General features: G+C 60.4%; 24 protein-coding genes. 7 read left to right on the top strand and 17 right to left on the bottom strand.

Going from position 1 to position 21,112, the window contains the following annotated elements; all coding sequences use genetic code 11:
- The first annotated feature begins 37 nt into the window (after positions 1-37).
- Complete coding sequence (locus tag ACSAMP_RS08545) at positions 38-280, top strand: helix-turn-helix domain-containing protein (RefSeq protein WP_457800158.1); 243 nt, start codon at positions 38-40, stop codon at positions 278-280.
- Between the two features lie 129 nt (positions 281-409).
- Positions 410-1,450, top strand: coding sequence for an IS30 family transposase (locus ACSAMP_RS08540; protein WP_457800157.1), 1,041 nt, complete (start codon positions 410-412; stop codon positions 1,448-1,450).
- Positions 1,451-1,484: 34 nt separating this feature from the next.
- On the opposite strand, the gene ACSAMP_RS08535 is transcribed toward ACSAMP_RS08540, so the two are convergent.
- Positions 1,485-5,378 carry an S-layer homology domain-containing protein gene (locus ACSAMP_RS08535; protein WP_457800156.1) on the bottom strand — a complete coding sequence of 1,298 codons (3,894 nt, stop codon included), beginning with the start codon at positions 5,376-5,378 and terminating at the stop codon, positions 1,485-1,487.
- Positions 5,379-5,618: 240 nt separating this feature from the next.
- Here ACSAMP_RS08535 and ACSAMP_RS08530 point away from each other — a divergent pair, with 240 nt between their 5' ends.
- Complete coding sequence (locus ACSAMP_RS08530) at positions 5,619-6,428, top strand: MerR family transcriptional regulator (RefSeq protein ID WP_457800155.1); 810 nt, start codon at positions 5,619-5,621, stop codon at positions 6,426-6,428.
- Positions 6,429-6,431: 3 nt separating this feature from the next.
- Here ACSAMP_RS08530 and ACSAMP_RS08525 read toward each other — a convergent pair whose 3' ends face one another.
- Together ACSAMP_RS08525 and ACSAMP_RS08520 are read right to left on the bottom strand one after the other, a co-directional pair.
- Positions 6,432-6,953, bottom strand: coding sequence for a spore maturation protein (locus tag ACSAMP_RS08525; protein ID WP_457800154.1), 522 nt, complete (start codon positions 6,951-6,953; stop codon positions 6,432-6,434).
- Positions 6,954-6,957: 4 nt separating this feature from the next.
- On the bottom strand, positions 6,958-7,533 hold the full coding sequence (locus tag ACSAMP_RS08520) for a spore maturation protein A (RefSeq protein ID WP_457800408.1): 576 nt from the start codon (positions 7,531-7,533) through the stop codon (positions 6,958-6,960).
- Between the two features lie 213 nt (positions 7,534-7,746).
- On the opposite strand from ACSAMP_RS08520, the gene ACSAMP_RS08515 reads away from it, so the two are divergent.
- Positions 7,747-7,995 carry an AbrB/MazE/SpoVT family DNA-binding domain-containing protein gene (locus ACSAMP_RS08515; RefSeq protein WP_441796463.1) on the top strand — a complete coding sequence of 83 codons (249 nt, stop codon included), beginning with the start codon at positions 7,747-7,749 and terminating at the stop codon, positions 7,993-7,995.
- Between the two features lie 90 nt (positions 7,996-8,085).
- On the opposite strand, the gene rsmI is transcribed toward ACSAMP_RS08515, so the two are convergent.
- The gene (rsmI, locus tag ACSAMP_RS08510) at positions 8,086-8,916 is read right to left on the bottom strand and encodes a 16S rRNA (cytidine(1402)-2'-O)-methyltransferase (RefSeq protein ID WP_457800153.1); all 831 of its coding nucleotides are present in this window, start codon (positions 8,914-8,916) and stop codon (positions 8,086-8,088) included.
- Positions 8,917-9,106: 190 nt separating this feature from the next.
- On the opposite strand from rsmI, the gene ACSAMP_RS08505 reads away from it, so the two are divergent.
- The gene (locus ACSAMP_RS08505; protein ID WP_457800152.1) at positions 9,107-9,730 is read left to right on the top strand and encodes a tRNA1(Val) (adenine(37)-N6)-methyltransferase; all 624 of its coding nucleotides are present in this window, start codon (positions 9,107-9,109) and stop codon (positions 9,728-9,730) included.
- Here the strand turns inward: ACSAMP_RS08505 and ACSAMP_RS08500 are convergent.
- Positions 9,727-10,650 carry a LysR family transcriptional regulator gene (locus ACSAMP_RS08500; RefSeq protein ID WP_457800151.1) on the bottom strand — a complete coding sequence of 308 codons (924 nt, stop codon included), beginning with the start codon at positions 10,648-10,650 and terminating at the stop codon, positions 9,727-9,729. The genes ACSAMP_RS08505 and ACSAMP_RS08500 overlap by 4 nt on opposite strands.
- A gap of 124 nt (positions 10,651-10,774) precedes the next feature.
- Here ACSAMP_RS08500 and ACSAMP_RS08495 point away from each other — a divergent pair, with 124 nt between their 5' ends.
- A complete protein-coding gene (locus tag ACSAMP_RS08495) occupies positions 10,775-10,924 on the top strand; it encodes a hypothetical protein (RefSeq protein ID WP_457800150.1) in 150 nt (49 codons plus the stop codon).
- A gap of 63 nt (positions 10,925-10,987) precedes the next feature.
- Here ACSAMP_RS08495 and obgE read toward each other — a convergent pair whose 3' ends face one another.
- The 8 genes from obgE to ACSAMP_RS08455 all read right to left on the bottom strand — a co-directional run bounded on the left by obgE (position 10,988) and on the right by ACSAMP_RS08455 (position 16,924).
- Positions 10,988-12,268 (bottom strand): GTPase ObgE, encoded by a 1,281-nt coding sequence (gene obgE, locus ACSAMP_RS08490; RefSeq protein WP_457800149.1) that lies wholly within the window; start codon positions 12,266-12,268, stop codon positions 10,988-10,990.
- A gap of 30 nt (positions 12,269-12,298) precedes the next feature.
- The gene (locus ACSAMP_RS08485; protein WP_457800148.1) at positions 12,299-12,721 is read right to left on the bottom strand and encodes a PPC domain-containing DNA-binding protein; all 423 of its coding nucleotides are present in this window, start codon (positions 12,719-12,721) and stop codon (positions 12,299-12,301) included.
- A gap of 113 nt (positions 12,722-12,834) precedes the next feature.
- Complete coding sequence (rpmA, locus tag ACSAMP_RS08480) at positions 12,835-13,122, bottom strand: 50S ribosomal protein L27 (RefSeq protein ID WP_147562946.1); 288 nt, start codon at positions 13,120-13,122, stop codon at positions 12,835-12,837.
- Positions 13,123-13,126: 4 nt separating this feature from the next.
- The gene (locus ACSAMP_RS08475) at positions 13,127-13,456 is read right to left on the bottom strand and encodes a ribosomal-processing cysteine protease Prp (RefSeq protein WP_457800147.1); all 330 of its coding nucleotides are present in this window, start codon (positions 13,454-13,456) and stop codon (positions 13,127-13,129) included.
- The gene (rplU, locus tag ACSAMP_RS08470; RefSeq protein WP_147562948.1) at positions 13,457-13,768 is read right to left on the bottom strand and encodes a 50S ribosomal protein L21; all 312 of its coding nucleotides are present in this window, start codon (positions 13,766-13,768) and stop codon (positions 13,457-13,459) included.
- Between the two features lie 171 nt (positions 13,769-13,939).
- Entirely contained in the window at positions 13,940-14,575 is a 636-nt protein-coding gene (locus ACSAMP_RS08465) for an NUDIX hydrolase (RefSeq protein WP_457800146.1), read from the bottom strand.
- A gap of 83 nt (positions 14,576-14,658) precedes the next feature.
- The gene (argS, locus tag ACSAMP_RS08460; protein WP_441796471.1) at positions 14,659-16,407 is read right to left on the bottom strand and encodes an arginine--tRNA ligase; all 1,749 of its coding nucleotides are present in this window, start codon (positions 16,405-16,407) and stop codon (positions 14,659-14,661) included.
- Between the two features lie 73 nt (positions 16,408-16,480).
- Positions 16,481-16,924, bottom strand: a complete 444-nt coding sequence (locus ACSAMP_RS08455; RefSeq protein WP_186878767.1) for a YwiB family protein — start codon at positions 16,922-16,924, stop codon at positions 16,481-16,483.
- 238 nt (positions 16,925-17,162) lie between these two features.
- On the opposite strand from ACSAMP_RS08455, the gene ACSAMP_RS08450 reads away from it, so the two are divergent.
- Positions 17,163-17,576, top strand: a complete 414-nt coding sequence (locus ACSAMP_RS08450) for a hypothetical protein (protein ID WP_457800145.1) — start codon at positions 17,163-17,165, stop codon at positions 17,574-17,576.
- A gap of 45 nt (positions 17,577-17,621) precedes the next feature.
- On the opposite strand, the gene ACSAMP_RS08445 is transcribed toward ACSAMP_RS08450, so the two are convergent.
- From ACSAMP_RS08445 to ACSAMP_RS08430, 4 genes are all read right to left on the bottom strand, one after another.
- Complete coding sequence (locus ACSAMP_RS08445) at positions 17,622-17,819, bottom strand: hypothetical protein (RefSeq protein WP_457800144.1); 198 nt, start codon at positions 17,817-17,819, stop codon at positions 17,622-17,624.
- A 630-nt stretch (positions 17,820-18,449) separates the two neighbouring features.
- Positions 18,450-19,295: a metal ABC transporter permease gene (locus ACSAMP_RS08440; protein WP_441796474.1), complete on the bottom strand. Its 846-nt coding sequence runs from the start codon at positions 19,293-19,295 to the stop codon at positions 18,450-18,452.
- Positions 19,292-20,098 (bottom strand): metal ABC transporter ATP-binding protein, encoded by an 807-nt coding sequence (locus tag ACSAMP_RS08435; RefSeq protein ID WP_441796475.1) that lies wholly within the window; start codon positions 20,096-20,098, stop codon positions 19,292-19,294. Before ACSAMP_RS08435 ends, ACSAMP_RS08440 begins: the two co-directional genes overlap by 4 nt.
- A gap of 1 nt (position 20,099) precedes the next feature.
- Complete coding sequence (locus ACSAMP_RS08430; protein ID WP_457800143.1) at positions 20,100-21,083, bottom strand: metal ABC transporter substrate-binding protein; 984 nt, start codon at positions 21,081-21,083, stop codon at positions 20,100-20,102.
- Between the last annotated feature and the right edge of the window lie 29 nt (positions 21,084-21,112).

Raw genomic sequence — 21,112 nt, 5'->3', positions numbered from 1 at the left:
TCCGTGGTACTGTCAAGGTGCCAAGGAGGGGCTGCGTGTGAAGATTTACGATTTTGAGGGACAAAAGAATATCTCCGGGGACCGCATCCACCAGGTGCGGGCGACCAAACGCATCTCCCAGGCGGACCTCGCTGCGAGGATGCAGGTCAAGGGCGTGTTCATCGAGCGGGAGGCCATCAGCAAGATAGAGACCGGGGACCGCTTCGTGACGGACTACGAGCTGATGATCTTTGCCGATGTCCTGGGCGTGACGATGGACTGGCTGACCGGAAAAGAATAAAAAATTTTGAAATCCCCCTACGGATAGTAGGGGGATTTTTGCATCTTCCGGCGCTATTGACATGGCCGAAAAAAGTGTGCTAAAGATATACAAATGCTATGCAAAAGTATTGCAAATGGAGGTTTTCCTATGCCGAGATATAAGGACGCACACTTGACCTGGAACGACAGATTGACCATTGAAAAAATGCTCCGCGAGGGGTACAGCAAGCCGCAGATCGCCCGCTATCTGGGCGTGCATCACAGCACGGTCTACGACGAGTGCCGGAGGGGCGCGGTGGAGCTGAAACGCAGCGACCTGACCACCTATATCTCCTACTCCGCCGATGTCGCCAAGGACTACCACCTGGACCGCAAGAAGAACATGGAAAAGCCTCTGAAAATAGGCAAAGACCACCGGCTGGCCCGGTGGCTGGTCAAAACCATCTCCGAGGGGTATTCCCCGTCTGCTGCCTGCTCCATGCTGGGCAAAACGCCGGAGACCACCTTCTCCTGCACATTATGTCGTCAGACTGTGTATAAGTACATCGAGAACGGGGACTTGTGGCCCCTGACCAACAAGGAGCTGCGCTACAAGAGTGACCAGAAGCGGACCTACAACCGCGTGAAAGCAGCGAAAGCCCCCAGAGGGGACAGCATCGAGCATCGCCCGGAGCACATCAACAACCGGGAGGAGCCGGGCCACTGGGAGATGGACAGCGTAGTGGGTAAGAAGGGCACCAAGGCCGCCCTGTGCGTCCTCACCGGACGCGTGACGCGGGACGAGATCATCCGCAAGATGCACGACGACACCGCCGCCAGCGTCGTGGGCGTTCTGGACCGACTGGAGCGCCGCATGGGGACCGCTATGTTCCGCCAGGTGTTCAAGAGCATCACCGTGGACAACGGGAGCGAATTTGCAGATTGCAAGGGCATGGAGCGCTCCTGTCTGCTGCCCGGAGAGAAGCGCACCCACGTCTACTACTGCCACCCCAGGTCCCCCGGAGAGCGCGGCAGCAACGAGAAACAGAACCAGCTTATCCGGTGGTTTTTCCCCAAGGGCACGGACTTCCGCAAGGTAACACAAAAAGAGGTGCGCCGGGTCCAGGACTGGATAAATAATTACCCACGGCTAATCCTGGACTGGCACACCTCTGCGGAACTTTTCAACGTGTTTCTTGCAAGCCTATAAAGCCTATAAAAAATTTTTCAAAGAAATTCGGGTTTTAGTATTGACATTTGGCGTTTCCGATGCCGCTGGTGATGCCGTTGTCCACCGCCCACTTTACCGGCTGGGCGTAGTAGGCGTCCGCCGCCACGTCCAGGAAGCCAGGGGCGCCGGTGGCGGAGCCCTTGGCCAGCCGGAACAGGAAGGTCACGGCGTGGGCGCGGGTACAGGTGGCGTCGGGGCTGAACTTGTCCGCCGAGGTCCCGGCAGTGATGCCGTTGTCCACCGCCCACTTTACCGGCTGGGCGTAGTAGGCGTCCGCCGCCACGTCCAGGAAGCCGGGGGCGCCGGTGGCGGAGCCCTTGGCCAGCCGGAACAGGAAGGTCACGGCGTGGGCGCGGGTACAGGTGGCGTCGGGGCTGAACTTGTCCGCCGAGGTCCCGGCAGTGATGCCGTTCTCCACGGCCCAGGCCACCGCCTTGGCATAATAGGCGTCGGCAGGGACGTCGGTGAAGCTGCTCATGCCCTTGGGCGCGGGAGAACCTGCGGTCCGCCACAGGAAGGTGACGATCTGGGCACGGGTGCAGGCGTCGGCGGGGCTGAACTTGCCGCTGCCGGTGCCGCCGGTGATGCCCTGCTCCGCCGCCCACTTCACGGCGTCATAATAATAGTCGCTGCGGGCCACGTCGTCGAAGGGGCTGGTCTCCTCCTCCGCCGCCTTGGCAAAGGTGGCCTTCACGTCCACCTGGCCGGCTGGCATGGTGAAGGTATAGTCGCCGTTGCCCTTGTCGGTGAGCTTCACGGTGTTGCCTTTGCTGTCAATGACAGTGATGGTGTCCAGCACATAGCCCTCGTCAGGCTTCACGGTGATGGTCACGGTGCTGCCGCTGGTAGCATTCTTGGGGCTGGTGGTCACGGTGCCGTTGTCGCTCTTGCTGGGGGCGTTCACAGGATAGCTGGTCCGCCCGCCTCCTCCGCCGCCGGAGGAGGAAGAATTATTGTTGTTGGACCCAGCCACCACTTCCAGGATGGCGCGGGCGGTGCCGTAGTTGTCATCGTCCTCATAGGTGGCGATCACGGTGTAAGTACCCACCGCCAGAGGCAGGCCGTTGGCGTCCAGTTCCCCGGTGCTGCCGCCCTTGGGGACCCAATAGGTATAGGTAAATTTGCCGTTATAACCCTCGCTGATGGTCGCCTTTTCATAGCGCAGACCAGAACCGGTGTAGGTCAGCGTCCCGCCGTCGAAGGTGATCTTGTCGGTGACGTCGTTTTTCTCAACGAGGTCATACTCCGCATAGGCCTCCACGATGGTATTATTATTGTTGAGGAACCGAATATAAGCATAGTGGGTCCCAGTTCCAGTGTAAGGCTCCGTGTTAAAGATAGTCCAACTGCCTTCACCGAGTTTCTTCACATACAAGATGGTGATATTGCCAGCTTCGGGACCCTTCCAATCCGCACTCGTCTCCACCGTGGCGCGGGGAGGCGTACCGGCATAGGTCAGCTTTGTGGGGGCCTTAACGGTAACGGAACCGCCGGAAGCATTGCAGGTGCTGTCAGAGCAGTACAGCAGGACCCGGCTGTGGTCCGTGGGGTCCAGAACATACTTGTTCCAGGTGTGGGTGTGACCCTGCGCTGTCAGTGAAAGTTCCAGCTGCTTGCTGTCATTATAGTTGACATAATATCCTGCGTCGCTGATAAACTTCTCGCTGTAATTCGTCTCGTTTGCGCCCACAATGACCAGCGGCTTCGATTCGGTGGGTTCTTTATAGGTGGTAATACCGATCTTGGCATTGGCCCCCAGTCCGCCTTCTCCGATCGCAATGGGGGCAACGTAATACTGGGCACTATTACGCCAATAGAAATTGCTCTGTTTGTTGCTGGCATTTGTATTGTTATAGATAACCACATCGCCGGAGAAGGTGATCTTGGCATCCAAACTAAGGTATACGCCACCGCTGGGGCTGTCTTGACTCGTAATACTATTATTGGTGATGCTGCCGCCAGTCATAGTAAATCTATAGCCGCCATAGACACCACCGCCAACCGTCGCCCTGTTATTGGTGATACTGCCACCGTGCATGGTGAAATCACCATTTGCGGACATACCACCACCGGGATTGGCACTGGAGGTATTGTTGCTGATGATACCATCATACATCGTAAAGTTGCTGGCGGTGTACTTTCCCTTGATATAACCGGGTTCCGCATTTACACCGCCGCCGCCGCGTGTGCAGCTATTCCCGGTGATGGTCCCGTTATACAAATTGAAGGTGCCGGTAAACTGCACGCCGCCGCCGTAACTCCAGTCACTGAGGGTATGATTGTCGGAGATGCTGCCGTTATACATGTTGAACGTACCATGGGCCAGAACACCGACACCGCTCTGGTACTCACCTACTGTATTATTGCCGACAATATTGCCGCCATACATGTTAAAGGTCGCATCAAATTGGTTGTCCTTCATCATATACACGCCACGGCCTCTTTTGCCGCTGACGTGCGTGATCTTGCCGTTATTTGTGCAATCCGTCAGGGTAAAGGTAACGTCATTGCCAATGGTGATCACATCAAAGTCGCCGCTGGCCTGGACAGTCTTTCCATTCAGGCACAGCACCGTGCCACTGACAGGCTCCCACGTGCTGGACAGCGTCACATTATCCTTCAGGTAATAGCTGCCCGCAGTGTCAGGCAGCTTGTCCGTCTCATTCCACGCTGTAAACGTGGTATTCGTGTCGGTGTGGTCGCCCACCTCAGTGCAGACATCGCCGCCGCAGAGGAAGTGCTTGTGCTCGTTGGGCTTTGCAGTCAGCACCAGCTTGTTGCTGCTGAGCTTGACTTCATAGCCGTCATCGTCGCTGGAGAAGTTCTCGGCGTGGGTGCTGTTCAACGTCTGGCCATAGGCCGGAGAAGCGACAACAAGACCCGCAGCAGGATTCATTGAGGTCACGCCGACTTCGCCGTCAAAGCTCGAATCAACGATTACTGTTTCGTCAGTCAGGAGATACACATTACTGTTTGCCCCATCGTCCGTTTTGTTTCTAGCAATCTCCGCGCCGCGCTCGACTCTCAACTCACCGTCGTTGAGGTACACACCGCCGTGGGAGGTGGCGGTATTGCCGGTAATGCTACCGTCAGTTATTTTGATGTCACCGCCCCAGTTGTATACACCACTGCCGTTCACAGCGTTGTTATTGGCAATACTACCGCCGTACATATTGAAAGTACCCCAAACATTCGACTGTGACGTACCTGCATGACCTGGCGTTGTATAGTTATACACACCGCCTCCGTTGCCGCTGCTGTCGTTCTTGCCGCTGCTTACAGCGGCGTTATTTGTGATGCTGCCGCCGTACATATTGAAGGTGGCTGGATAGGTATTATACTGGTATATCGCGTCTCTCGTTGCGTAGTTGTTTACACCACCACCAATACTAGCACTGTTTCCGGTGATATTGCCGCCGTACATATTGAACTTTCCGCCATAATTATATACGCCGCTGCCGGTTTTCCCCGTATCGTGTGTGACCGTACCGTTATTCGCGCAATCCGTCAGAGTAAAGGTATAACCATTGTCGACTTTGATCGCATCAAAATCGCCGTTGGCCTGGAGGGTATTACCGTTCAGACACAGCACTACGCCGTCCTTAGGCTCCCAAGTCCGGTTGATTTCAACCTCCCGGGTCAAATAATAGTGACCATTTTTCTGTACGGCGTTCAGACCAGCTTCATCACTGATTGCTATCCAGCCCGTGAGGTTAGTATGTCCGCTGTGGCCAGGATCAGGGCAATCGCTCCCCAGATTGCCACAGACGGGGTGATCAGTGTGTGTCTCCCCGCTCTGCGCAGCAGGGCTGCTTCCGCCCTCGTCCTCTGTTGCCCACGCTGCTGTGGGCAGCAGGGACAGGCACAGGGCCAGGGTGAGAAGCAGGCTCAGGGCTTTTTTCTTCATGGCTCGTTCCTCCCGTTCTTTGTCTCTCCGGTTTCCCGCCGATGGGGCCGAGGAACATTGTCCTCCGTGTGCGGAGGACAACAGACCGCGGTCTGTTTCGGCGGGCGGGCCAAATTGCGCCTAGGACGGGTGACGGCTCCACATTCCACTTGCAATTTTGCCCGAATCATGTATGATAGCATCATACACCGTACATCGATGTACGATGCAAGAACTTTTTTCTCTCACGAGGTTAAATTTATGAAAAACGATCAAGACCTGTTCTCCATCGGGGAGATCGCCAAGGCCCTGGGGGTGACCCGGCGCATCATCCTCCACTATGAGGAGCGGGGGCTCATCCGGCCCGACGGGCGGGACGGGGCCACGGGCAACCGGTATTACACCATCGACACCTTCACCCAGCTGCGCAGCATCCGCAGCCTGCAAAATCTGGGGCTGACCCTGGACGAGATCCGGGACTATTTCCAGGGCTCCGCCGACCTGACGCCCCTGATCCGCCGCCTGGAGAAGATGCGGGACGAGCTGAATCTGAACATTGAAAAGCTCTATGAGCGCTCCAAGGTCACCCCCGCCCAGGTCAAGGCCATCGCCCTGCCGCCCCAGCGGGTGTATCGCCGGGTCTATCGCAGCCAGTCGGTGGCGGAGCGGACGGCCCTGCTGCGCTCCACGGCCCTGGAGGCCATGCGCTCCCATGGCACGGACACCACCCGGCGGATGTATTTTGTGGAGTATCCCATCGCCGACCCGGCCCGGGCCGCCTTCTGCGTGGCCGTGCCTCCGGAGAGCCGGGGGGAGTTTGTGGAGACCCTGCCCGCCTTCCAGGCCCTGTGCATCTTTCACCACGGGGCCTATGAGGAGCTGCCCGCCGTGGGCCGCCGCCTGCTGGACCACGCCAACGCCCGGGGGCTGGTCCCCCTGGGCACCCTGCGCCACACCTATCTGGAGGGCCCGCCCCAGCACAAGGACCCCAGCAAGTTCATCACCCAGGTCATCCTGCCCATCGCCCCCAGGCCGGAGGAATCGGAAGAATCGGAGGGGCCGGAGGAATAAGCCTCACCCAAACACCACCCCCACCGCCCAGGCGGAGGCCAGAAAGCCGACGAGATCGGCGCACAGGGCCGCCGGAACGGCGTATCTGGTGCGGGTAATGCCTGCGGCGCTGAAGTAGACGGCGATGGTGTAAAAGGTGGTCTCGGTGGAGCCCAGCATCACCGCCGCCGTCCGCCCCAGGGCAGAGTCGGGGCCGTAGGCGTTTATCAGGTCGGCCCCCACCCCCAGGGCCGCCGAGCCGCTGATGGGCCGCACCAGCATCAGGGGCAGCAGCTCCGACGGCAGCCCCAGCCGCCCCAAGACCGGGGCCAGGCAGCCCGCCAGGGCCTCCAGCAGCCCAGACGCCCGGACCATAGACACCGCCGTCAGCAGGCAGACCAGGGCCGGGAGAATTCGGGCCAGGGTCTCCAGCCCCTGCCCCGCTCCCCGGACCAGGGCCCCGTATACGTCCACCCGGCGGAGGGTGCCATAAAGGGCCGTCCCCGCCAGCACGCAGGGCACCAGCATCTGGGTCATCAGCTCCATGCCCTCACCTCCCCCGCCACAGCCGGGACAGCAGCTTGCAGGCCAAGATCCCCGCCCCCACCGACAGGGCGGAGGCCAGCCACACCGCCGGGAGAATATCGAAGGGGCTTTCGCACCCCGCTGCCGCCCGCACCGCCGCCACCGTGGTGGGCAGCAGCTGGATGGACGCGGTGTTGCACACCACCAGCAGGCACAGCTCGTCGCTGGCCGCGCCGGGGCTGCTCCGGCTCATGCCCTTGGCGGCCTCGATCCCTAAGGGCGTGGCCGCGTTGCCCAACCCTAACAGGTTGGCGGACACGTTGGCCGACAGGCTGTCCATCACCGCCCCGTCCCGGGCCGCGCCGGGGAACAGCCGCCCCAGCACCGGGCGCAGCAGCCGGGATAATCCCCCGGCCAGGCCGGACTGGCGCATGACCTCCATCACCCCCGTCCACAGACAAAGCATCCCCGCCATGGACAGGCAAAGCTCCACCGCGTCCTTCGCCCCCGTCACCGCCGCCGCGGCCACCGCCTCTCCCCGGCCCCCAGCTATTCCAAATAGTATGGATGCCGCCGTCATCCCCGTCCACAGAATCGACATAACCACGCCATCTGCCCCCTTTTTTCCATGATATGACGTATAATTCAGCGTTATACCAGAACGTGAGTTCTATTCTAAAAATTTTCTTCATTCTTTTCAAAGAAATGCACGGAAAACAGTTGACAATTTTCCCCTTTTTCGCTAGAATAATACCGTTGACGAAATGACAACACTCGCTTATATAGGACACGAAAAGAGAAAGGATCTGTTGGTATGAAATCTACCGGTATCGTTCGTAAGGTGGACGAGCTGGGGCGCATCGTGCTCCCCATCGAGCTTCGCCGCACTCTGGACATTGCAGAAAAGGATTGTCTGGAGATCTACATGGACGGCGAGTCCATCGTGCTGAAGAAATATCAGCCCGCCTGCATCTTCTGCGATGAGGCCGACAACATCACGGTCTTCCACGGGAAGAACATCTGTGCTGGCTGCCTGAAGGCCCTGCGGGAGGGCAAGCTGTAAGCTGACCCCCAAATACATAAAAGTCCCCACGCCGAAGTTTGGAGCCTTCGGCGTGGGGACTTTCTCTTTTTGTTTGTACTTGTCTGGCGTTTATTTGCCCACCACGGCGTCATACAGCTGGTTGCGGGACAGCCCTAAGGTCTTGGCCGCCTGCTTCACCGCGTCCCGCTGAGAGGTCCCCTGGGCCATCAGCTCCTCCACCAGGGCCTGGCCGTCCTCCAGGGTGGCCTCTTCCTCCCGCTTGGGGGGCGCGCCCCGGACCACCAGGACAAACTCCCCCTTGGGTGGGTTCTCCCGGTAATACTCCTCCGCTTCTCCCAGGGTCGTGCGGCGGATCTCTTCGTGGAGCTTGGTCAGCTCCCGGCACAGGGACACGGGCCGGTCCGCTCCGAAGGTCTGGCACAGGTCCTTCAGGGTGGCCTGGAGCTTGTGAGGGGCCTCGTAGAAGATCATGGTCCGCTCCTCGTCCCGCAGGGCGTCTAAGTGGGCCCGGCGGTTTTTCTTGTTCATGGCCAAAAAGCCCTCAAAGGTGAACCGCCCGGTGGGCTGGCCGGAGGCGGCCAGGGCCGTGACCAGGGCGCAGGGGCCGGGGATGGTCACCACGGGGATGCCCTGCTGGGCGCACCGGGCCACCAGCTCCTCCCCCGGGTCGGAGATGGCGGGCATCCCCGCGTCGGTGACCAGGGCGCAGTTCTCCCCCGCCAGCAGCCGGTCCAGCACCGCCTGGCCCCCCGTCTCCGTGTTGTGGCGGTGATAGGTCAGCATGGGCTTTTTCAGCCCCAGGTGATTGAGCAGCTTAATGGACACCCGGGTGTCCTCTGCCGCGATAAAGTCCGCCTCTGCCAGCGTCTGGGCCATGCGCTGGGAGATGTCCCCCAGGTTGCCGATGGGCGTGGGGACCAGATAAAGCGTGCCTGCCATGAAATACTCCTTTCGCCCGATTTTTTCGTTTCGCGCTCCCTTCAGGAGGAAAACGGGACCGGGCGTTGTTTTTCGTTTATTATAGCACAGCGGGGCGGATTGTGGTATATTCTTTTCAGATAGACCACGTGTTTCCCGCCCCCTTCGGGGGCAGGAAACACAACCTGTATCATATCAGGAGGCGGCAACCATGCACACCGAATATTTAGACCCCTATACCCTCTCCTGGCCCGATGGCGTGTTCCCCCTGGGGAGCGACGCCCTGGCCCTTGGGGATTTCGCCACCCTGCGCCGGGGCTGGCGGGTGTGCGACCTGGGCACGGGCAGTGGGGCGCTGCTCCTTCTGCTGGCCCGGCGGGCGCCCGACCTGGCCCTCTCCGCCGTGGAGCGGGACCCCCTGGCCGCCCAGACCGCCCGGGACAACCTGGCTCAAAACAATCTGACGGGTGAGGTCATCACCGGCGACCTGCGGAACAGGCTTCTCCCGGCGGGGCAGTTTGACTTAGTTGTCTCCAACCCGCCCTATTTCCCGGTGAACACCGGGGGCAGCGGCGGCCCGGCGCGCAGCGAGGAGTTCTGCACCCTGGACCAGCTGTGCGCCGCCGCCGGATATCTGGTGAAAAACGGGGGCCGCTTCGCTCTGTGTCACCGGCCGGAGCGGTTGGCCGACATAATCTGCTCCCTCCGGGCCCACGGCCTGGAGCCCAAGCGCCTGACCCTTCTCTCCCACAGCCCCAAACACGCCCCCTCCCTCTTGCTGGTCGAGGCAATGAAGCAGGGCAGGCCGGGGGTGCAGGTACGGACGGCCTTTTAGTCGGCCTGACCGCTCTCCTCCCACAGGCTCTTCACATGCTCTGCAAAAACCCGCACAGCAGCGGACAGGGTGCTCCCCCGGCGCAGGACAAAGCCCACCTGGCGGTATTGGGGCTCGTCAAACTCCTTTGCCACGATCTTATAGGACACCCGCTGCAATGCCAGCTCAGACAGCACGCTGATGCCTAGCCCGATCTCGATCATGGCCAGTATGGAATAGTGGTCCCCGGTGATGAAGTGGGGCTTCATCCGCACGCCCTTGGCTTTCAGAATGTCCATGATCTCCAGGATCTCATTCATATTTTCCCGCTCCGGGAAGATAAAAGGATAGTCCCCCAGGGCCTGGATGGGCACCCGGTCATAGGCACACAGGTGGTGCCCCTCCGGCAGGATGGCCAGCAGCCGGTCCGTCCACAAAAAGGTGCTGTCGAACTCCCCCCGGGTGGGCAGGCGGAGAAAGCCGCAGTCAATCCGCCCCTCCATCAGCCAGCGCTCAATGCCCTCCTGTTCCTCCAGTAGCAGCTCAATATCTATGCCCGGGTGATCCTGGCGAAAATCTTTGAGCACCCCTGGCAGCCAGCTGGTGGCCACGCTGGACAGCGTCCCGATGCGCAGAATGCCCATCTGAAGGCCGTTTAGGGCATCCACCTGGGCCTGCAATTTCAGATAATCGTCATACACCGCCCGGATGTATGGCATCAGCGCCACCCCGTCAGAGGTCAGGCTGACGCCGCTGTGCTTCCGCTCCAGCAATGACACCCGCCACTCCGTCTCCAGGTCGTTGACCATGTGGCTGATGTTGGACTGGGTGTAGCCCAGCAGTTCCCCCGCCCGGGTAAAGCTGCCATACTCCACCGTCTTTAAAAAGGCCAGATACTTCTGGATGTTGGTCGCCATGGCGTTTTTCTCTCCCTTGTCCATTATTTTTTCTCATAATACACATTTAAATAATTCGCTTTTCTAATTATATATCCTATGATACACTATGACCGTAATCAAAACAAGCGCTTGTTGAGAAGAACATTTGATATAAGGAGACTTTGCTATGAATCGCACCATGATAACCTCGTTCTATCGCTGGTGGTTTTCTCTGCACCCCGGCTATGTAATCTCCTCCACGGAGTGGATGTGCCTGGGCAGCAAGGACAAGCGCACCGCCGTTCTGTCTCTCACCGCCCAGTTCCGCCAGAAGTAATGCGGTATGATGACCGCCCCCAACTGCCGCATAGAAACAAGCGGCAGCCGGGGGCGGTTTTACTCAGCGCTGATATTCAAATTCCAGGTCGTACATGGAGACGATGTCGCCGTCGTGGATGCCCATCTGTTCCAGCTTGTCGAACAGGCCAGACTGGCGGAGCATCCGGTCAAACCAGTTCCGTGACTCGAAGTCAGAGAAGTTCACGTTGGCGATGAGCCGCTGGAGCCAGGGGGCCTCCACCACCCAGGTCTCGTCGAACTGCTGGATGCTCACCTCGCCGGAGGTATCCACCTCCGGGGGCCGCTCCACATAGGTGGGCTCATACACCACCACGGCGGGCAGCTGGGCCAGCTCCTGGGCGGCCCGCTTCACCAGCTCCCGCACCCCCTGGTGGGCGGCGGCGGAGATCTCAAACAGCTCATAGCCCTTGCTCTCCACGTGGGCGCGGAGCTTCTCCAGCAGGCTGGGGTCGGTCATGATGTCCACTTTGTTGGCCGCCACGATCATCTTCCGGGAGGCCAGCTCCGGGGAATACTGCTCCAGCTCGGCGTTGATGGCCTCAAAGTCCTCCACGGGGTCCCGGCCCTCAGAGCCTGACACATCCACCACGTGGATGAGCAGGCGGCAGCGGTCAATGTGCCGCAGGAAGTCGTGGCCCAGTCCGGCACCCTCGGCGGCCCCCTCGATGATGCCGGGGATGTCGGCCATGACGAAGGAGACCCCCTCCTCCACATAGACCACGCCCAGGTTGGGGAACAGGGTGGTAAAGTGATAGTTGGCGATCTTGGGCTGAGCCCGGCTGACCACCGACAGCAGGGTGGACTTGCCCACGTTGGGGAAGCCCACCAGACCCACATCGGCCAGCAGCTTCAGCTCCAGCACCACGTCCCGGCTCTCCCCGGGCAGACCCGCCTTGGCAAAGCGGGGCACCTGGCGGGTGGGGGTGGCAAAGTGCTTGTTGCCCCAGCCGCCCCGGCCGCCCTTGCACAGGATGAAGGGCTGCTCGTCCGACATATCCTTGATGATCTCCCGGGTCTCTGCGTCCCGGATGATGGTGCCCCGGGGCACCCGCAGGATCAGGTCGGCCCCGTCTTTGCCGGTGCAGCGCTTGCCCTGGCCGTCCATGCCGTTTTCGGCCACATACTTGCGCTTATAGCGAAAGTCCATCAGGGTGGACATGTGGTCATTCACCGTGACCACCACGTTGCCGCCCCGTCCGCCGTCGCCGCCGTCAGGGCCGCCTGCGGCCACATATTTCTCCCGGTGAAAGGAGACCACGCCGTTGCCGCCGTTGCCGGAACGGACGGTGATGCGCGCGGTATCTACAAAAGGCGCTGCCATAGGATGCGCCTCCTTTCATGATATATTATATTAAAAATCCAGCAGATTCAGGCCAATCTGGTCGCTGAATCTGCGCCCCACCTGTCCGTCCCAGGTCTGGACGAACAGCTCCGCCGTGGCGCTGATGACGCACTTGGCCAGATGGCCCGCGTACACCTCCCCGGTGGTGGGGCTGCCGAAGGTGATGTGCAGATGGAGGTAGGGCTCCCCGTCCTTCCGGGTGATGCCGCCCACCAGAGAGGCGATTTCATACTCCCCCTGGCAGTGCCGGGCCTGAAACTGCTTTTCCGTGTTGTTGAAGATGCCCACGGTGACGTCGTTGGCCGCCCCCAGTCCGGTGACGCTGGCCAGCTGGATGTCCTCCTGCCGGGCCAGACGGGTGAGACCGTCCACGATCTCCTCCCCCGGGTCCAGCCGCAGCACATAGCCCTGGGGAAATTTCCGATATTCCATCAAAAAGCCCTCCTCACAAAGCCTGCTCGGGCCGCCCGCTGCTTTGCGCGGCGGACAGCTTGTGAAAAAAGAAGCCGCAAACGGTTTCCGTTTGCGGCTTTTGTCAGCAAAAATTACTGGGCGATCTCCTCAACGATGGAGACCTGCTTGCGATCCTTGCCCAGACGCTCGAACTTGACCTTGCCGGTCTTCAGAGCGAACAGGGTATCATCGCTGCCCTTACCCACGTTGACACCGGGGTGAATGTGGGTGCCGCGCTGGCGGACAATGATGTTGCCGGCCAGAACGAACTGACCGTCGCCCCGCTTCACGCCAAGGCGCTTGGCCTCGGAATCGCGGCCGTTACGGGTGGAACCAACGCCCTTTTTGTGGGCGAAAAACTGCAAACCGATATTCAGCATAAACTTACACCTCCAAGACAGAAATATAGTCGGGGTACTCCTCAGCCAACTGGACGAAGTGGACCATCAGCGCCGTCAGCAGTGCCTGACAGGTGCTCTCGTTGGTCTGGCCCAGGGTGCTGGGGAGCTTCAGGGTGATGGACGCGTCTTTTTCCCGCACTTTCACGGCGGCCTCCAGCCCCAGCACGTCGTTAATGGCGCACTCGGTGAGCCGGACGGCACTGGTAACGGCGGCACAGACGATATCCTCGCCCTGGGGGGCGTATCCGCTGTGGCCTTTGACCTCAAAGCCCACGATGCGGCTGCCCTCGGAACAGAAGGTCACGGTGGTCATTTAGGCCTTGATCGCGCCGATCTGCACCTTGGTGTAGGGCTGACGATGGCCCTGACGCTTGCGGTAGCCCTTCTTGGGGGTATACTTGAAGATACGGATCTTCTTGCCCTTGCCATTCTTCACCACGGTGGCATCCACAGAAGCGCCCTCCACGGTGGGAGCGCCGAAGGTGGCCTTATCGCCATCCAGAACGGCCAGCACCTGATCGAACACCACGCTCTGACCGGCCTCGGCCTCCAGCTTCTCGATGAACAGGACGTCGCCCTCGCTCACCTTATACTGCTTGCCGCCGGTAACAATGATTGCCTGCATTTATTTCAACTCCTTCACTACGGACTCGCTCTCCTGGGAGGGGGTTTATTTACCCCGCTTGTCCATCTGAACGCACAGATGTCCCACTCAAAGCGGCTCTGTTATTTTATCAGCACGCCCGCCCTCTGTCAATAGCTCCGGCGGGATTTTTGGGGGATTTTGAAAAATTTTTTATGTTTCCCCGGCCAGGCGGCGGACATAGCTCACCAGGTTCCGGGTAATGCGTCCGGTGAGCCCCCAGATCACCCGGTCCCGCCAGCGGTAGACGGGCACGGTCTCCCGCCCCAGACGCCAGGCGTAGTCCCGGGGGATACCCGCCTGCTCATAGGGGAAGTCGTCCCCGGGATTTGGCACCAGGTCATAGCTTAAGTCCAGAGGGGGATTCTTCAGAAAGAAGTCCAGGGGAACGAGAAAGGTCTCGGCCACCTCCGCGGGGCTGGGGCGCATATGCTCCGCCGCCGCCCGGTCTATTTTCGCGGCCACGGCGTGCATGAGAAAGCCCGCCCGGTGGGCGATGAAGTCCAGCCGTCCCAAGATCTGAATCGCCTGGGGCGGGATGGCCAGCTCCTCCCAGGTCTCCCGCAGGGCGCACTCCTCCGGCGTCTCGTTCCCCTCCGCCCGGCCTCCGGGAAAGCAGATCTCCCCCGGCTGGCTGTGCATGGTCTTTGCCCGCACCTCGTACAGCAGGGACAGTCCCTCGTCCCCCTCCACCAGGGGGACCAACACGGAGAACTCCCCCCGCTTGTCCATCAGGTCGGGCTGCCGCCCCGCCAAAAGCCGGGCCAAGTCATCAGTCAGCTGGGCCATAAGCTCCCTCCTTCCAAAGAAAAGCCGCCGCACAGCAGTACGGCGGCAATTTTTCATTCCCCCCGTTGGGGGGAATGATTTTATCACATTTTTTCGGGTGCGGACACGCCCAGCAGGCCCAGGCCGTTGGCCAGGACGGCGCGGACGGTGTCGGCCAGCTTCAGGCGGGCCAGCAGCAGGTGCTGCTCCTCCCCCTTGATGCGGCAGGCGTTATAGAACCGGTGAAAATCCCCGGCCAGGGCCACCAGATAGCGGTTGATGCGGCTGGGGTCATAGTCCCGGGCGGCCAGGTGCAGCTCCTCGGGATACTGAGCCAGGGCCTTCACCAGGGCCAGCTCCTCGGGGGCATTCAGCAGAGCGGCGTCCACGTTGGCGGCGGCGGGGACGGCGGAGCCCTCCTCGGCCAGGCGGGCCGTCAGGGAGCAGATGCGGGCGTGGGCATACTGGACATAGTACACCGGGTTCTCGCTGTCCTGGCGCACGGCCAGGTCCAGGTCAAAGTCCAGGGGGCTGGTGGAGGCCCGGGAGTTGAAGAAATACCGGGCGGCGTCCACGCTGATCTCGTCCAGCAGATCGTGGAGGGCGATGGCCTTGCCGGAGCGCTTGGACATGCGCACGGGCTTGCCGTCCTGCATCAGGTTCACCAGCTGCATCAGCACCACCACCAGGCGCTCAGAGCCGTTCAGGCCCAGGCCGTCCAGGGCGGCCTGGAGGCGAGCCACATGGCCGTGGTGGTCGGCACCCCAGATGTTGATGGCCACGTCGAAGTTGCGCACGGCCAGCTTGTTCCGGTGATAGGCGATGTCGGCGGCGAAATAGGTGTAAAAGCCGTTGGCCCGGCGGAGCACGTCGTCCTTCAGGTCCAGCTTGTCCACCTGCTCCTGGGTCTTGCCCTCCCGCAGATACTTCTCCTTCAGCAGTTGAGTGGTGTTCAGCCACAGGGCCCCGTCCTTCTCATAGGTATAGCCGCGCTCTCCCAGCAGGGCTACTGTTTCGGCCACATAGCCGGACTGGTGCAGGCTGGACTCGAAGAACCACTGGTCATACTCGATGCCATAGCGCTTCAGGTCGGCCTTCATGTTGGGGATGTTCACGGCCAGGCCATACTCGGCCAGCTTGTCCAGGCGCTCCTCCTCGGGCAGCTTCAGCCAACTGTCCCCGTGGGCGGCGTACACCGCCTGGGCCAGGGCCTTGATGTCGTCCCCGTGATAGCCCTCCTCGGGGAAGGGCACGTTCTCCTCCCCCTGGATGATCTGGCGATAGCGGGCGTCGATGGACACGGCGAACTTGTGGATCTGGTTGCCGGCGTCGTTCACATAGAACTCCTTCCAGGTGTCCCAGCCGTCCCGGCGCAGCACGTTGGCCAAGGTGTCGCCCAGCACGCCGCCACGGGCGTTGCCCATGTGCATGGGGCCGGTGGGGTTGGCGGAGACGAACTCCACCATCACCCGCTTGCCGTGGCCCTCGTCCCCGGAGCCATAGGCCGCGCCCTGGGTCTCCACGGCGGAGAGCACGTCGCCAAACCACTTGGGGCCCAGGGTGAAGTTCAAAAATCCGGGCCCGGCGATCTCCACCTTCTGAAAGAAGCTGCCCTCCAGCTCCAGGTTGTCCACGATGGCCTGGGCGATGGCCCGGGGGGCCATGTGCATGGCCTTGGCCCCGGCCATGGCGAAGGAGGTGGCATAGTCCCCGTGGGCGGTGTCCTTGGGGATCTGGATGGTGGCGTTCACCTCCACCCCGGCGGGCAGAACGCCGGCCTGGGCCGCCTTCTCATAGGCGGCCTGGGTCAGTTGGGCCACCTGCTGCCGGGCGGCCTGGATCATGTTGCTCATATTATCACCTTTTCTATCAAAATCGAACTCACACATCGTTTTCGCCCCAACGGGGCGAAAACGCATAAAGGCTTTACTGCCGCAGGGTGGCACCGTCGGCCTCCCGCACCTTGATCTGGAACACGCTGCGTCCGGCGATGGCGTGGTCGATCTCGATGGCATAGTCGATCTCGATGTCGCCCCCCTTGTCGCTCAGGTCGGCCAGCAGGTGCCGGGTATTCACCCCAACGGACATTGCGCCATAGGGTGTATTGTACATGGAGAGATGCCGCCGGCCCTCCTGAAACACCATCTGAGAGTTGAACTCTCCCATGCGCATCAGGGTCACCTGCTCCCCCTCCACCTGAATGGTGGTCAGGGTGCCCTCCAGGCCGGTGATCTCGCTCTCCTGATAGCTGAGGGTGTAACCGGCCTTGTCCTTCATCAGGCGGCCCGCTGTCACCAGCTCCACGGTGTCCGGGTCGTTGCCCTCGTATTTCTGCATCCCCTTGATGGAGATGACCACGTCTTTTTCCATTGTTCCGCCTCCAAATGGCTCTCATTCCCACGTTCGCCCAGAGACGTCCACAGGTGGGGGTATTATACACGCTTTGCCCCCGCTTGTAAAGGCTGGGGGCCCAAATTCAGGCAGAGTTTATTTTATGCCATTTCCATCGGAATGACAAGGGGAAATTTTTCTTCCATTTGACAAATGGGCCCCGCCGATTATAATAAGAATGACCCAGTTTCTAACTCCAGGAAAGGAGGTCCCATCTATGAAGCTGGAATTGAGCAAAAAACAGTTTCGCCGTCTGCTGGACCTGGTCTACATCGGCAACTGGATCTTGAACTCCACCCGGGGACAGGAGCGCTTTGCCGACTATGACGAGGTGGAGAGCCTGGTCTTCGCCCGGGCCGCCATAGAGGGTATGCCCGGCCTGGCCGAGCTGTATCAGGGGGAGATCGTCCCCTCCCGAGCCTTTGTGGAGGGCGGCATCCACGAGGCCATCGCCGAGTATGAAAACAACGTCTTTTTTGACATCCTGGCCGAGGACCTGGCCCGCCGGGATATGGACGACGTGCCCATCGACGAGAGCAACTACGCCGAACTCACCAGCCGCATTGACGCCTACATCGCCGAATTTGAAGAACATGGCACAGATAACGTGCTGGTGGATATCGACACCTGAAATTTTCAGAAAAACAGCCGCCTAACCAGCGGCTGTTTTTTCGCCTCAATGTCTCCGGCAGCTCCTCCACGCCAGCCATGCCGCCGCGATATTCAGCCCCGCTGCTGCCAGGTGCAGCAGGACCAGGCCGCCGGAGGTATGTCTGTCATAGACCACATCCAGCAGCAGCACCATGGCCCACACCACCGCCGCCGCAGTCCACAGCGCCGCCACCCACTTCATCCGGTTCTTTTCGTTTCTCATCTGCGGCCCTCCTGTTCTGCCTATTTGGTATCCTCAACTTATCATCTTGTGCTCCCGTCTTTCAAGTAGGCTATAACAGATTTAAGAAAATCTTAAACATTTAGCCCGTGTGCAACTCGTGCCGTCTATTGACAGATGTGTTAAAAGCCATTATAATGTCAATACAAACAAAAAGATTGGATATAAGTCAAATGTTTTTAGTTAATTTTGCCGTTTTCTGTAATTTCACTTCACGGCAGACGTTAGAACCGCTCTAATCTCTAAAATATTCTGAATGGAGGGAATTTTCATGAAGAACGGAAAGGTTCAGAAAATCTTTTATAACAATGGCACTTACAAATCTGAAACTTGATGGACAAAATTATTATTAGTAACGGGGTGAGCTTTGCGAGTATGGACACCGACTTAGTTATAAAATTAGGTTCTATTGCCGTTGTTCCTGTTATTTATAGCGTAGTGCTAGGCAACGATAACTTCTTTAAACGTATGCGTATCCAGAGCGAATTATTTAAAATGCTCTTTTTAACATTCTACGTATACCAACTCTTTGCTCTGCTCACCCGCTGACGTGGTATTTCTCAAACAAGGGGACCTGTGTTTTTCCCACAGGTCCCCTTATTTTTATATCTCTTAATTCTTCTTCCGCAGCAAAAATGTGACCAAAAACCACGCCGCCAAATACAGGGTGATGGACGCGCCGGCGGAGGGGCCCATGTAGTAGGAGGTCAGCAGTCCGGCCACCCCTGCGCACACCGCCCCCAGGAAGGACAGCAGGTGATACTGCCACATGTTCCGGGCGACGTTCCGGGCCGCCGCGCCGGGCAGCACCAGCAGGGAGTTGATGACCAGCAGGCCCACCCAGGTCATGGACAGGGTGACCACCACGGCGATGGCGATGGAGAACACCGTCTCCTGCCAGAACACCCGGATGCCCCGGCTATCGGCCAGGGCGGGATGGACGGCGGAGAGCATCAGCTGGTTGAAGGACAGCACCCACAGGGCGATGACCAGCACCAGGATCAGGGCCAGCACCCCGATCTTCCCCGGCTCCACCGACAGGATGTCGCCGATGAGCAGGTTGTTGAACTTGGTGAAGGAGCGCCCGTTCAGGGTGGACAGGAAGATGCCCAGGGCCACGGCGGTGGAGGAGAACACCCCGATCACCGTGTCGCTGCCCAGGGCGGACCGCCGCCGCACCACATTGAAGAGCAGGGCGAAGAGAATGGCGAAGATCACCGCCGCCCACGTCGGCTCCTGAAAGCCGCAGATGGCCCCGATGGCCATGCCGGTGAAGGCGGAGTGGCCCAGGGCGTCAGAGAAGAAGGACATACGGCTGTGGACCACCATGGTGGACAGGATGCCGAACAGGGGCGAGATGATAAGCACCGCCAGCAGGGCGTTTTTCATGAACAGCATGGTGTCCGGCGCGGCCCACTCGAAGGGCAGCAGAGACACCAGGGAATACCACCAGGTCATTGGTGCTCCCCCCCTTTCCCCATGCGCAGATGGAAGGTCTGATAAAACTCCGGGGAGGACAGCACCTCGTCCGGGGGACCCATCTTCAGCACCTTGTGGTCCAGCAGGATGACTTTGTCCGCGTACTGGTCCAGGGTGGCAAAGTCGTGGGTGGACAGGAAGATGGACAAGTCATACTGGGTGCGCAGCTCGTCCAGCATCTCCAGCAGCTGGTGCTCCCCCTCGATGTCCACGCCGGACAGAGGCTCGTCCAGGATCAGGATGTGGGGCACTGGCTCTAATGCCAGGGCCAGCAGCACCCGCTGGACCTGGCCGCCGGACAGGCCGCCCATGGGCCGGTCCAGCAGGTCCTCTCCGTGAACCCGGGCCAGACAGGCCGCCGCCTGGTCCCGGTATTTCTTGGGGATGGGCAGCCACACGGGCCACTTGGCCGTGGCCGCCACGAAGAAGTCCAGCACGGACACCGGGTCCCCCCGGTCAAAGCTGGGGGCCTGGGGCACATAGCCGACTAACGGGCGCTTGCCCCCGGTCACCGACCCGTCTGACAGACGGATGGCCGGTCCCCCCGCCGGGGAGAAAGTGATGGAACCCTTATAGGGCAGCTGGCCCAGGATGCTGCGGAACAGGGTGGATTTGCCCGCCCCGTTGGGACCGATGAGGGCCACGATCTCCCCGCAGTGGAGGTGGAAGGACACATCCTGTAAGATGGCGTCCCCCTGCATACTGACGGACAGGTCCGCCAGCTTCAGGCAGCAGGCGTCGGCGCATCCGGCGGCCAGCTTGCCGTGTTTGATCTGTCTCACGTTACTTCACCAGTTCCTCTCCCGCAAAGCCGTCGATCACGGCCTTGGCGTTGGCCAGCAGGGCGTTATAATAGTTTACCAGCTGATCGTCCGGCCCGTCCATGACCATGGTCAGCTGTGCCACGGCGCAGCCCGTCTCCCGGTGGATGGCCTGGGCGGTGGCGTCGGAGCCGTTGACCTCGGTGAAGATGACGGGGATGCCCTTCTCCTTCACCAGGTCGGTGATCTCCACGATCTCTTTGGCGCTGGCCTCGCTGCCCGCCTCCTCCTCGATGGAGGCCAGCAGGGGCAGGTCATAGGCGGCGGCAAAATACTGGAACCCGTCGTGGAAGGTGATCAGGCCGGAGAAGTCCACCTCCTGCCGCCGGGCGCTGTCAAACAGATCGTTCAGCTCCTCCGCCCAGCCGCTAAGCTGCGCCGTGCAGCTTTGGGCTGCTCGGGCGTAGTCCTGGGCGTGGGCCGGGTCGGCCTGACTCAGCCCATCGGCCAGGTTTTCCATCATCTGCACCGCCCGCCGGGGGTCCATCCAATAGTGGGGGTCGATGTCCCCGTGGTCGTGGTCCTCGTGGTCGTGGTCATGCGCGTCGTGCGCGTGATCCTCCTCCACGTCGTGGCTGTTCAGGGCGGGCAGCAGGTCCACCCCCTCATCGCAGTCGATCACCGCCGCCTCAGAGGTGGCCAGGGCGTCGTCCATAAAGTCCTCCAGCCCCGCCCCGTTCAGGGCGATGACCTGGGCGTGATTCAGCTTTTTCATGTCGTTCACCGACAGGGTATAGTCGTGAAGGCAGCTGGTGGACCCGGTGTCCAGCCGCTCCACCACCACTCCGTCCACGTCCCGGGTCAGGGCGCTGGCGAAGAGATAGATGGGATAGGTGGTGGTCACCACCCGCAGCCGGGCGTTGTCCGTGTCGGCAGAGCTGCCGCCCCCGCACCCGGTCAACACCAGGGCAAGGGCCAGCAGCAGGGGAATGATGCGTTTTTTCATAGAGTACCTCGAATGTTTTGATTTCTATC

It is taken from the genome of Flintibacter sp. SJQ-8, assembly GCF_054108085.1.
This window is presented reverse-complemented; position numbering and strand designations above follow the sequence as displayed.

What these genes read in the sequence shown, in the direction of transcription:
- ACSAMP_RS08515 (WP_441796463.1), top strand. Translation starts at nt 7,747, where the DNA reads ATGAAATCTACCGGTATCGTTCGTAAGGTGGACGAGCTGGGGCGCATC.
- argS (WP_441796471.1), bottom strand. Translation starts at nt 16,407, where the DNA reads ATGAGCAACATGATCCAGGCCGCCCGGCAGCAGGTGGCCCAACTGACC.
- ACSAMP_RS08440 (WP_441796474.1), bottom strand. Translation starts at nt 19,295, where the DNA reads ATGACCTGGTGGTATTCCCTGGTGTCTCTGCTGCCCTTCGAGTGGGCC.
- rsmI (WP_457800153.1), bottom strand. Translation starts at nt 8,916, where the DNA reads ATGGCAGGCACGCTTTATCTGGTCCCCACGCCCATCGGCAACCTGGGG.
- rplU (WP_147562948.1), bottom strand. Translation starts at nt 13,768, where the DNA reads ATGCAGGCAATCATTGTTACCGGCGGCAAGCAGTATAAGGTGAGCGAG.
- ACSAMP_RS08505 (WP_457800152.1), top strand. Translation starts at nt 9,107, where the DNA reads ATGCACACCGAATATTTAGACCCCTATACCCTCTCCTGGCCCGATGGC.
- ACSAMP_RS08445 (WP_457800144.1), bottom strand. Translation starts at nt 17,819, where the DNA reads ATGAGAAACGAAAAGAACCGGATGAAGTGGGTGGCGGCGCTGTGGACT.
- ACSAMP_RS08475 (WP_457800147.1), bottom strand. Translation starts at nt 13,456, where the DNA reads ATGACCACCGTGACCTTCTGTTCCGAGGGCAGCCGCATCGTGGGCTTT.
- rpmA (WP_147562946.1), bottom strand. Translation starts at nt 13,122, where the DNA reads ATGCTGAATATCGGTTTGCAGTTTTTCGCCCACAAAAAGGGCGTTGGT.
- ACSAMP_RS08540 (WP_457800157.1), top strand. Translation starts at nt 410, where the DNA reads ATGCCGAGATATAAGGACGCACACTTGACCTGGAACGACAGATTGACC.
- ACSAMP_RS08455 (WP_186878767.1), bottom strand. Translation starts at nt 16,924, where the DNA reads ATGGAAAAAGACGTGGTCATCTCCATCAAGGGGATGCAGAAATACGAG.
- ACSAMP_RS08530 (WP_457800155.1), top strand. Translation starts at nt 5,619, where the DNA reads ATGAAAAACGATCAAGACCTGTTCTCCATCGGGGAGATCGCCAAGGCC.
- ACSAMP_RS08495 (WP_457800150.1), top strand. Translation starts at nt 10,775, where the DNA reads ATGAATCGCACCATGATAACCTCGTTCTATCGCTGGTGGTTTTCTCTG.
- ACSAMP_RS08430 (WP_457800143.1), bottom strand. Translation starts at nt 21,083, where the DNA reads ATGAAAAAACGCATCATTCCCCTGCTGCTGGCCCTTGCCCTGGTGTTG.
- ACSAMP_RS08520 (WP_457800408.1), bottom strand. Translation starts at nt 7,533, where the DNA reads ATGTCGATTCTGTGGACGGGGATGACGGCGGCATCCATACTATTTGGA.
- ACSAMP_RS08465 (WP_457800146.1), bottom strand. Translation starts at nt 14,575, where the DNA reads ATGGCCCAGCTGACTGATGACTTGGCCCGGCTTTTGGCGGGGCGGCAG.
- obgE (WP_457800149.1), bottom strand. Translation starts at nt 12,268, where the DNA reads ATGGCAGCGCCTTTTGTAGATACCGCGCGCATCACCGTCCGTTCCGGC.
- ACSAMP_RS08535 (WP_457800156.1), bottom strand. Translation starts at nt 5,378, where the DNA reads ATGAAGAAAAAAGCCCTGAGCCTGCTTCTCACCCTGGCCCTGTGCCTG.
- ACSAMP_RS08525 (WP_457800154.1), bottom strand. Translation starts at nt 6,953, where the DNA reads ATGGAGCTGATGACCCAGATGCTGGTGCCCTGCGTGCTGGCGGGGACG.
- ACSAMP_RS08450 (WP_457800145.1), top strand. Translation starts at nt 17,163, where the DNA reads ATGAAGCTGGAATTGAGCAAAAAACAGTTTCGCCGTCTGCTGGACCTG.
- ACSAMP_RS08500 (WP_457800151.1), bottom strand. Translation starts at nt 10,650, where the DNA reads ATGGACAAGGGAGAGAAAAACGCCATGGCGACCAACATCCAGAAGTAT.
- ACSAMP_RS08485 (WP_457800148.1), bottom strand. Translation starts at nt 12,721, where the DNA reads ATGGAATATCGGAAATTTCCCCAGGGCTATGTGCTGCGGCTGGACCCG.